Source organism: Brasilonema sp. UFV-L1 (assembly GCF_012912105.1).
Classification (GTDB): Bacteria; Cyanobacteriota; Cyanobacteriia; order Cyanobacteriales; family Nostocaceae; genus Brasilonema.
Window position 1 is genome coordinate 1 of the sequence record NZ_QMEA01000196.1, and the last position, 10,338, is coordinate 10,338.

General features: G+C 41.5%; 9 protein-coding genes. 7 read left to right on the forward strand and 2 right to left on the reverse strand.

Annotated features, from left to right (window positions below):
• The first annotated feature begins 124 nt into the window (after positions 1 to 124).
• The gene (locus tag DP117_RS31700) at positions 125 to 997 is read left to right on the forward strand and encodes an NAD(P)-dependent oxidoreductase (RefSeq protein ID WP_169222153.1); all 873 of its coding nucleotides are present in this window, start codon (positions 125 to 127) and stop codon (positions 995 to 997) included.
• A gap of 206 nt (positions 998 to 1,203) precedes the next feature.
• Positions 1,204 to 2,136 carry a lysophospholipid acyltransferase family protein gene (locus DP117_RS31705; RefSeq protein WP_169222154.1) on the forward strand — a complete coding sequence of 311 codons (933 nt, stop codon included), beginning with the start codon at positions 1,204 to 1,206 and terminating at the stop codon, positions 2,134 to 2,136.
• On the opposite strand, the gene DP117_RS31710 is transcribed toward DP117_RS31705, so the two are convergent.
• Positions 2,126 to 2,575: a hypothetical protein gene (locus tag DP117_RS31710; RefSeq protein WP_169222155.1), complete on the reverse strand. Its 450-nt coding sequence runs from the start codon at positions 2,573 to 2,575 to the stop codon at positions 2,126 to 2,128. The two genes, DP117_RS31705 and DP117_RS31710, sit on opposite strands and share 11 nt — an antisense overlap.
• 190 nt (positions 2,576 to 2,765) lie before the next feature.
• Complete coding sequence (locus DP117_RS31715) at positions 2,766 to 4,430, reverse strand: NACHT domain-containing NTPase (protein WP_169222156.1); 1,665 nt, start codon at positions 4,428 to 4,430, stop codon at positions 2,766 to 2,768.
• 624 nt (positions 4,431 to 5,054) lie between these two features.
• On the opposite strand from DP117_RS31715, the gene DP117_RS31720 reads away from it, so the two are divergent.
• The 5 genes from DP117_RS31720 to DP117_RS31740 all read left to right on the forward strand — a co-directional run bounded on the left by DP117_RS31720 (position 5,055) and on the right by DP117_RS31740 (position 10,148).
• Positions 5,055 to 5,675 (forward strand): hypothetical protein, encoded by a 621-nt coding sequence (locus tag DP117_RS31720; protein ID WP_248277919.1) that lies wholly within the window; start codon positions 5,055 to 5,057, stop codon positions 5,673 to 5,675.
• 280 nt (positions 5,676 to 5,955) lie between these two features.
• Positions 5,956 to 6,720, forward strand: coding sequence for an RES family NAD+ phosphorylase (locus DP117_RS31725; protein ID WP_339381092.1), 765 nt, complete (start codon positions 5,956 to 5,958; stop codon positions 6,718 to 6,720).
• Positions 6,721 to 6,806: 86 nt separating this feature from the next.
• A complete protein-coding gene (locus tag DP117_RS31730) occupies positions 6,807 to 7,733 on the forward strand; it encodes a hypothetical protein (protein ID WP_169222157.1) in 927 nt (308 codons plus the stop codon).
• A 65-nt stretch (positions 7,734 to 7,798) separates the two neighbouring features.
• A complete protein-coding gene (locus DP117_RS31735; RefSeq protein WP_169222158.1) occupies positions 7,799 to 8,410 on the forward strand; it encodes a chromophore lyase CpcT/CpeT in 612 nt (203 codons plus the stop codon).
• 436 nt (positions 8,411 to 8,846) lie between these two features.
• Positions 8,847 to 10,148, forward strand: a complete 1,302-nt coding sequence (locus tag DP117_RS31740; protein WP_169222159.1) for a glycosyltransferase family 1 protein — start codon at positions 8,847 to 8,849, stop codon at positions 10,146 to 10,148.
• The last annotated feature ends 190 nt before the right edge of the window (positions 10,149 to 10,338 follow it).

Consider the following 10,338-nt stretch of genomic DNA (forward strand, 5'->3'; position numbering starts at 1 on the left):
CCTCCACTCCCTCCACTCCCCCCGACTCCCCCCACTCTCTGAGGTGACTCCTAACTCCTGACTTCTTAAATAATGAAAATCAATCATATTGAAGAGCGATCGCTTACCAAGGGAAGGTGAAAAAATGAAGGTAGCATTTCTGGGGACTGGATTAATGGGACTACCAATGGCTCAAAGGTTGCTAGAGGCAAATGTGGACGTTATTGCTTACAACCGCACCCCAGAAAAGTTAGAACCACTTAAAGCTGCTGGTGCGGAAGTCGTCACACACCCCTATCAAGCAATTAACGCTGCTGAGTCTATCATTCTCATGCTGAGTAATGCTGCAGCTATATATAGTGTTTTGCTTTCGGATCGGTCTTGGCGAACTGTCGCGGGACGCAGCATCATTCAAATGGGGACAATTACTCCCACAGAAAGTCAAGAAATCTCGGAAGCAGTGGTTGCGGCTGGTGGCGAGTATATAGAAGCGCCTGTTTTAGGTAGTATTCCAGAAGTCAAGGATGGCAAACTGATTGTGATGGTAGGCGCACACCAAGAACAATATCAACGCCACCTAGAGTTATTCAAACATTTTGGCCCAGAACCTCTGCTTGTTGGTTCTGTAGGAACTGCGTCAGCGCTAAAATTGGCACTGAATCAACTGATTGCTTCTTTGACAACAGCTTTTGCTCTTAGTCTTGGTTTTGTTCAGCATCAAGGCATCAATGTAGACTTGTTTATGTACATTCTCCGCCAAAGTGCTTTGTATGCACCGATTTTCGACAAAAAATTACAACCGATGCTTGAGGGCAATTATGCTAATCTTAATTTCCCGACAAAACACTTGATGAAAGACGTAGATTTGTTTATCTCAGAAGCAAAATCAACGAGTTTAAATCTCAGCAGTATTCACGGTGTGCGCGACATTCTTGAAATGGCAATGAAAATGTCTTTCTCTGAAACAGATTACTCATCAATATTTTCTGCAATTAATGCATCAACTGATGGCGCTTGAGGTTTGTCTTAAGTAATAGCAAAGTTTTGCTCGTAACAGCATTGTGCTGCACATTTGCTCAAAACCTTAGTCGCATGATGGTAAATTGGAACTACAACAACCATTGTGACTGTACGTTCGCTCATTTGAAAAAACTCTGTGAGGAATTCCCTGCAGTTATTGCTTTGTGAATACTGAATTCTGACTTCTTCTTCTATATTATTTTTATGCTCAACCAAGGCTACGGTGACAAAATCTCCAACCCATTCTCCGAACTACTAGACAAGTTAAGTCTTTTCACAAGCAACGAGGTTACTGGCGAAGAATCCTCTCATCGGAGGTTTAATGGTTGGTCTTTGTCGGAGCGAAACCCTGAGGTGATCAAAGCTTGGATGCCAATATGGGAATGGTTTTACCGCTACTATTTTCGGGTTCAAACCTCTGGCTGGCATCATATGCCATCAACAGGAAAAGTGCTGATCGTTGGCTCTCATAATGGCGGGTTAGCTTCACCAGATACATCGATGTTCATATATGACTGGTTCCGTACCTTTGGTTACGAGCGATTAGCCTACGCTCTCATGCATCCGTCAGCTTGGCACAGTCCCATCTTTGCTATACCCGGTGCTCAGGTAGGAGCTATTATAGCACGTCCCAAAATGGCGAGTGCTGCCTTACGAAAAGATGCAGCGGTACTAGTTTATCCTGGAGGTGCCCAGGATTTGTTTCGTCCCTACACTTGGCGAAACCGAATTCATCTGGCAAACAATAAGGCGTTCATCAAACTGGCTTTACGAGAGGAGGCTCCAATTGTACCGATTATTTCTCATGGTACACACTCAACTCTGATTATCCTAGGTGACTTGTATCAGCAGATGAAACAATTGCATGAATGGGGCTTTCCTTGGTTACTTGATGGAAACACGGGCGTATTCCCAATTTATCTAGGGCTACCTTGGGGAGTGGGAATTGGACCTTTACCAAATATCCCATTCCCCATACAAATCCATACTCGTGTGTGTGCGCCAATTGTGTTTGAACGCTATGGTTATACAGCAGCTCGCGATCGCCCTTATGTAGATGCTTGTTACGAACGAGTTCGTGCGATGATGCAAGCTGAATTAGATGATTTAGTGCAAAAGTATGGCTCTACTTGCTAAAAGTATCCTTGATGTTATCAACAGCGCGTTCAACAACATTTTTAGTATTGTCTACTGCTTTTTGAGTCCGAGCTGCATCTTCCTCAGCTCTTCGCTCAATTCGAGCCGCATCTCTGTTTGCTTTGCGCTCAACAAAACTACCATTGTCATCGGTTGCTCGCTCAACTCGGTTGGCATTTTTATTTGCAGTTTGCTCAACCTTATCTGCTGTATCTCGGATAAAACTCTTGGCTCGTCCAGCATCTTTGCTGACTTTCCCTTGAACCTCAGAGGCTATGTCTGTATCAGCTATTAAGTTTGCAGCAGGAGCAGCCATTGCTGTAGTTTTGGAGAAAAACGCACCCTGCCAAACAAAAGCGATCGCCAACACACACAACACAGCTGTAGCCATCCAACGTCCGACAGTCGAAAGCCGTTTCATAAAATCATTCACTTCCATAAAATACAATCAGCATTTTTATTTAGCATCTTATTTCTACTTCATCTGGCTTATCAGCCAAATCGTTCCCTAGACACAGGTTTTCCCCTCATAAGTCGTTAAATAAATTCATTCTTTCAATAGATTGATTGAACGAACCTTATGCAATTGGCACTGTTAACAGTGGACTTGGTTTGTATAGCCGCGAATTCTATTCGTCGGGTATTTTTGCAAAATTGGGATGCTCCCTCATCAACTGCAATAAGTCATCTGGGTTGGGCAACATTTCCACTACCAACAAAAAGACTTCTCGCCAGCGTTTTTCACTCATATGACAGACAAGGTTTTTAAAAATTTCTTCTGCATGTGATGGTGAACTAGTAACAATTTTTCTGGCAGCAAAGTATTTCTGAAATATGATGTGGGAAAAGGAGTAAATACCTCTTGCTCGCTCAACAAGTAAACCATGCTGAGCTTCTATAGACTTCAAAATATCTTCGCTGTCAACTTGAAGTGTTTCAAAAAAGGTGCTACCCTCAGGTAATGTATGGATATGATGGCAAATCCGTGACTCTATAGCACTTTGCTTGAAAAAGTACTCCCCGCCTTCAAAAGTTGTCCAAGCAATTTGACTGAGCAAGTCTTCTTTATGCTGTCGCGAGAGTCGCTTATCAACCTGATGACGCTCAACACCACGCTTAGCATCCCATTTTTTCAGTAATAAATCTAGTCCTTCTTGATAAAGCTGTGAACAATGAGTTGGAAAATCACCTGTTTCCTCAAACACCAAGCATAAGAGAGTCAGTAGTAAGGGATTCGCCGCTAGTTCGCCAAGCGTCTGATTTCGGTGCAGTTTTTGCATAAAGCGTTCTGCTTTTAGTTTATCCTGAGCTTGAAACCATTTGCCAGCAAAGTGAGCAATTTGTTGATCATCAAAATCGGCAACTTCCACTTCGGTGAAGTCACAAGGAGTAGATTCTAGCGCTGCAATCCGGCAAGTTATAACTATATAATTAGCGCAAAACCGGGTTGAAAGAGCACGAATCTCCTGCAATACCCAGTCCAGATCAGCTTGCCTGACTTCATCTAATCCATCTAGTAAAAGTAGCGATCGCCCCTGATTCAAAAGCGTGAGAACTGCTTGAGGTTCAACAACTCCACATTCCTCAAATTGTCTTGTCATGTAGTCCAACAAGCTTGGTTGTCCTCTCGTCTGGGCAAAGTCTTTAAGGGTGATAAAAATTGGAATAGCATTCCCCAGAAACTGACCTATGTTACATTGGATAGCTACCCATTTCAAAAAAGTGGTTTTACCCGAACCTGGTTTTCCCCAAATTAGCAACTTGTTGTAGCGTTCTACTGCTTCTAATCCTGGTACTCGTTCTTGGTCAATCTGACTCAAGTCAATACGCTCACAGTTCTCCTGGTGACAACAAGTTTGTAAAAGTTCGGCAATAGAAAGACGCCTACGTCCAGTCACTCGTTCCAAAATATTGATTTCGGTGTAAATGCTATCCAACCTCGTTGGCTTCTCTTGATCTAGCAGCCGGATTATGCCACAACGCCTGTGAATACTGTCATGAATTTTTTCTCTTGCTGTTTGTACCAGACTCTCTATCTGGAAGGTACTTGCTGCATTATCTAAGTCTGGAAGTGAGCAGGAACTTGCAATTTCTTCCCATTGTAATCCTAATTTCTCGCAGATTGTGACAAAAATGTAGCGGTCAACTGGTTTACCTTGAAAAAACTTGCTCACTGGCTGACGGCTAATATTTAGTTCTTCTGCTAACGCCTGTTGCGTGAGTGAATTGCGGATGAGGGCGGCTTGCGCTTTTTTAATTCCCTCGGCAGATGTTTGAAGCGATCGCTTGCTCATTATACTCCATAAGAAATAACTTTATATATGTATTAATTATCTTATCAAGACTTGTCACTCAAGTCACACACAAGTCATACACAACTCAATCCTTACTTTGACCTTAACTCACTCAGGAACATAGAATACTGGAATTGTAGTTATTTGACATCTCTTACATAATTTGAATTTATAGCTTAACAGATTGTCAACACCCCTGCCTGAAGGCGAGGGGCTTCTAGCCTCAAGCCAGTCGGATTAGTTGACCCGACTCAGTACCTTGAGTACTACGTTATTGGTAAGTGTTTAAGTTCCTACCTACGGATACGAAGCCAGTTTGTAGCTCTAGAAATCGAAGATTAAACAGGTTTAGAGGGTTAAGTCAGTGTCTTCGATAAAGTACCGACCAATAACTTTGTCTCGGCTAACTTCACTCCCTTCCGGGAAGGCTCCACGGAGCAAAACTATTGTGCGTACAGAGGGAAAGATTTCAGTTTGTAATTGCCCAAACGAAAGTAGATTGCAAAACTACACGGGATTGCTGTACCTCCAAGGCGGCAATGGTTCGCAAAAAAAATAAAAGCCGTCAAACGAAGGACGGGGTTTGGGACCCAAATTTTCGATGAGAATGTCAAACGAGGTGAAATGATGAGTGGAATTAACGTCACAATAGATGCTCCAAGCGCAAAAGATGTCATGCAAGAAGCTTTGGGGAGCATCGCAAGGGGATTTCAGGATTATCTGAATTCGTTACAGCCTGATGAAATTAAATACTTGGCGGACAAAATGGAAACGACTTCTAGCAAGCCAAAGTATTCTAAGGCTGAAACTGAGTTTGCTGCTAAACTTGGTGCTAATAAACTTAGTGATGAAGAGCGAGGTCGATTAGAAATTACTGCTTTGACTAAAAATTTTAAGTGGAGACATGAGTTACTCAAGTCTTCATTAACTGCTCCTCAAGTCGCTCAAATGCTGAATACAACTCGTCAGACGCCACATGATCGTCTGAAAAAGAACAGTTTAATAGCAGTTCAAGACAATGGAGTTTGGAAATTTCCTATCTGGCAATTCGACCCTCAAGGACCGGATGGGGTGATTGCTGGATTACCAGATGTTTTGAAAGTCCTAAATGTTCCTGCGATGTCCAAAATAAGTTGGCTGACTCGACATAACAAAGCTTTGAATGGACTAACGCCTATAGAAGCCTTGAAAAATGGTTGTAAAAATGAAGTCATTGCTGAAGCCAGGTCTGTGGGAGTCTATTAGTTATGTATTAAAGTTAAGTCACTGGATTTTATTAAACTTAAAAAACCCGGTTGCTGTAACCGGGTTTTTCAGTATTTCCATTTATGAAACTCAGTTAAAAGTAGCTGAAATGACGAAAATTTTTCCATAACCACACAAAAAATTTCCGGAATCACATGAAGTGGTTGTGAATCTTCCAGTTGAGAAAGCTTGGAGTTTTAGGTTTTGCAACGTTTTAGACCGCTATGGAACGTTAAGTCTCCAAATTTTGTCAATTAACTAGAATAGGAGTGAAAAAAATGTGGTGAAAATAACACCCCCACCTCCTTGCTTGAGCAAGCCGAGACCAAAATTTTGTACCTTAAAAAAGGGTACAGAACTTTTAAGAATTTTCCAGACGGAATATAGTCCGACTGCTATTTCTTTTCGTTTTTGGGGCCCACTTCATCGCTTTGACCATCATTTGGGAGAATGTTCCTGTGTTGACATTGCACAAGAAAATGATGAGACTTGTGAGTTGCAAACTCAGGAAGCGTCTTCGGATGAACAGACACTCATCCTACAAAAACATTTCGCTCCTCCTGGTTGTTATAAGCCACTAGAGCGCAAAGCATGGGATAATCCAGAACGTGGAATATACTATGCAGCACCTGTGGATCTACTTTCGAGCTGTCTAGTAGAAGTTTTTGGTGACACAGGCTGTATAGAAATAACTGACCACCAGATTGCGATCATCTCTTGCACAAGTCGCTTAAGATTATTAGATATACGCGGTTCTGGTGCAATGCGAGCTGGTGCGAATGACGCAACTCTGGCAAAAACACCCAAACGTGGTCTAAGTCAAGCTTGGTCGCGCTACTTTTATGAGCAACAAGAAGTATATCCTGAAATTGAAGGGATTATTTACCGCAATGCTCATAATGATGAAGAGGCGATCGCACTATATGAACGTGCAAAACATCTCCTGCGACTCAAAAATGTGTTACCACTAAAACATGAATTGTTGCGGGATGTTATTCTAAAAGCCGCAGAGGAGAATAATCTTGAAGTGGAGCGTTATTGGTAAGCCATTTGCAGTGGACAGGTTTCCCAACACAAACAAAGTGGCGAATCCAAAGGTTGATTCTGACGCTCAATAAAATAAGTAAGAGTATGGACAGCAAATCTGATAATTCTGAGGCTAATAAAAGTCTGATTTCCAGGGAAGCAGTAGATTGGTTACTGCAACGCATCTTCCAACTTCCTAAAAAATGGTTAATTATTACTATTATTCTTATTCTTATTAGTACTTGTGAAATTGGTTGGAGCAAAAAAGAATTATTTTCATTTAAATTTAAAGTTACGAATACAACAGCAATTTTTTTGTCGCTGATTTGGTTACCATCTATATTAAAAGTTTTTGCTTTGAGCGGAGGAGCACTAAAGACACCATTAGGAGAAATTGGTGGTTCAGGTATGAAGACAATGCTAGAGTCATTAACCTCTGATTCACTCGGATTTCTCATTGAACAAACTAAGCGGGCAGAAGAAGTCGCCCCACCGAAACAGCAAGAAGAAATGCGTCAAATTAGTCGAGAATGGCAGAAAGTTTACGCATCAACAATTCCTGTGTCAGAAGCAAGACAGGAAATGGAACGCTTAGCCGAACGCTACAAACAACTGAGAATAACTATGCCTTCCGGAGTGCAGCGAACATTTGAAATGGAATCTGTAACTGGACAGATGCGTGCTTTAGCTCCCAAGGTACAATATTCTGTACAAGAGGTTCAAGACCTTTTGCGCTCAAGTGACCAAGGTAAAAGGTTACTTGGACTTTCTGTTGCTGAATGGTCTTTTGACCCAATATACTTTGATTTAGTTTTACATCTGATTCGTCATTCAGAAACAGCGTTTGAGCAAACGAGTGCATTGCGAGCTGCACAGAAGATGGTGTCTAAACTGGATGCTCACCAAAAGAAAGACTTGCAAGCAGCAATCATTGAACAACGTAATTTTAATGAACAACAAAAGCGTTGGATTAAGCCAGATTCTAATCGTTGGGTGTTGAGCGCTCGCATATTATCAGCACTTAATCAATAAGTGTGACTTGCAGCTTGACATTGTGCTTGACTGATATAAGGTTTGCGCACATTCCACAAGGTTTTATGACATCTACAACTTTTCCACCACAACTACTTGCTCTAGCGGACTATCTCTCTGGTGAATTTGATAATCGAGAACAAGCTCTTGCAGAACCAGTTTGGTACGTTCACCTTCGTCTGTGGCACAGACCAGTTCCTTTGTTTCAAGAAGATAGTTTTACTATCTTTGCTGAACAAGCCAATGTTGTCAACCTAGAGCGACCATATCGTCAGCGCATTATGCGGTTATCCTGCGGGAGTCACCCTGATGTTCCCCTTAAAGTACAATATTATATGTTCAAAGACCCAACTAGTGTGATTGCTGCTGGTCGTAACCCTGCTTTACTCAACACGCTGACACCTGAACACTTAGAATTGCTACCTGGATGTGTGTTGAATGTGACTCAACAATTGTTAGCTCCCAATAGTTATAAGTTCAATGCAACTCCGCCTCCAGACACTCGTTGCTGTTTTAGTCTTGGTAGTAATAACATACAAGTTTCCTTGGGCTTTGAAGTTACTGATAATAGATTTCTCAGCTATGATAAAGGGATTGACTCTACGACAGGAAAAGCAACTTGGGGAGCAATTTTGGGACCGTACTCCTACACCAAGACAGAGCATTACAAAAATTAAAGCAAAAAGCTCATCCCCTTCTGGGACAAGGGTTTGACACGAATAAATTTGCGATTCTTTATTTTGTTAATCTGTTTTTAAAATTGATTACATGTTGTCACAAGAACCGCTGATTCTTAGGTATTGCGTTTTCTGATAACTCTTACAAAGTCGGGGTTCTTGTGTTTTCACGAATTATGAATGAAACCTCATATATGTTATTAGAATGACAAAGTTTAAATTTTCTTATTAAGTATATAAGTTGAAAATATTACGAGTTAACTATAAATATTTTAAATATAAATACGTACAGAAAAACTACCTCTAGTAGCAGATGTACAAAAATGTTCTTAAATTTAAATTAAAATGAAGATTAATTAAAATTACCGAGAGGTATAAAGTCTTGTTGCATACGCAATTTGCCTGAACCCTCTTAACCAGAAGACACCAACAAACTATGAACTCTAAAACTGAGCAACGCATCGCCCTAATTTCAGTACACGGCGATCCAGCAGTTGAAATCGGGAAAGAAGAGGCTGGAGGACAAAACGTATACGTGCGCCAAGTAGGAGAAGCACTAGCCAAGCTTGGATGGGAAGTTGAAATGTTTACCCGCAAAGTGAGTGCCCAACAAGAAACAATAGTTCAACATAGCCCAAACTGTCGAACGATTCGATTAGAAGCTGGTGCTGTAGAATTTGTGCCCCGAGACGATTTGTTCGGATACTTGCCAGAATTTATAGATAATTTTCTGGAATATCAGCAAAAAAACGGCTTCGTATATCCTCTGGTTCATACAAACTACTGGCTTTCTAGCTGGGTAGGAATGCAGTTGAAGGAAATCCAAGGAAGTAAGCAGGTTCATACATATCACTCTCTTGGAGCTGTCAAGTACAACACAATTGATACGATTCCTTTAATTGCGAGTACTCGACTAGCAGTAGAAAAACAGGTGTTAGAGACAGCCGAACGCATTGTGGCGACAAGTCCGCAGGAAAAAGAACACATGCGATCGCTTGTTTCTACAAAAGGAAATATTGACATTATTCCCTGCGGTACAGATATCGCAAAATTTGGTTGTGTAGACCGACAAGCAGCAAGAGCTGAGTTGGGAATCGATGAGGATGCAAAATTGGTATTGTATGTAGGACGTTTTGATCCACGCAAAGGCATAGAAACACTCGTACGTGCTGTAGGAGAGTCTCAGTTACGAGAATCTGGAAAACTCCAATTAATGATTGGTGGTGGTAGCCGTCCAGGTCATAGTGATGGAATAGAACGCGATCGCATAGAGAATATTGTCACCGAATTAGGAATGAGCGACTTTACGACTTTCCCTGGTCGTTTGAGTCAAGAAATTCTGCCATATTACTACGCTGCTGCTGATGTTTGTGTTGTTCCTAGTCACTACGAACCATTCGGACTAGTCGCAATTGAAGCAATGGCGAGTCAAACACCAGTCATCGCCAGTGATGTCGGCGGACTTCAGTTTACAGTTGTCCCTGAAGAAACAGGTTTACTCGCACCACCACAAGACGTTGGTGCTTTTGCGACTGCTATTGACCGAATTCTTACCAATCCCCAATGGCGAGACGAGTTAGGTCAAGCAGCTAGAAAGCGGGTTGAAACAAAGTTCAGTTGGGGAGGAGTGGCTTCTCAACTTGCTCAACTTTACACTCAGTTGTTACAGGATAAACCTGAACAAACACAGCAACAAAGCTCAGAAAACACACGCAAAACAGCAGTGTTGGTGAGTTAATACTCTCTGCAAGAAATTAGTTCTCACTGAGATACTACTTGCTATCATACATTTGAGATTTTTAACATTAAGTGTTTTAGATAAGACTTCTTTATGAGGTCTTATTATTTGTTTCTGTATTCTTATGGATTCGAGAAGATTGATTTATAGCGGTTCTCGTTTGCATGAAGTACATTTTTCAACCTCACCC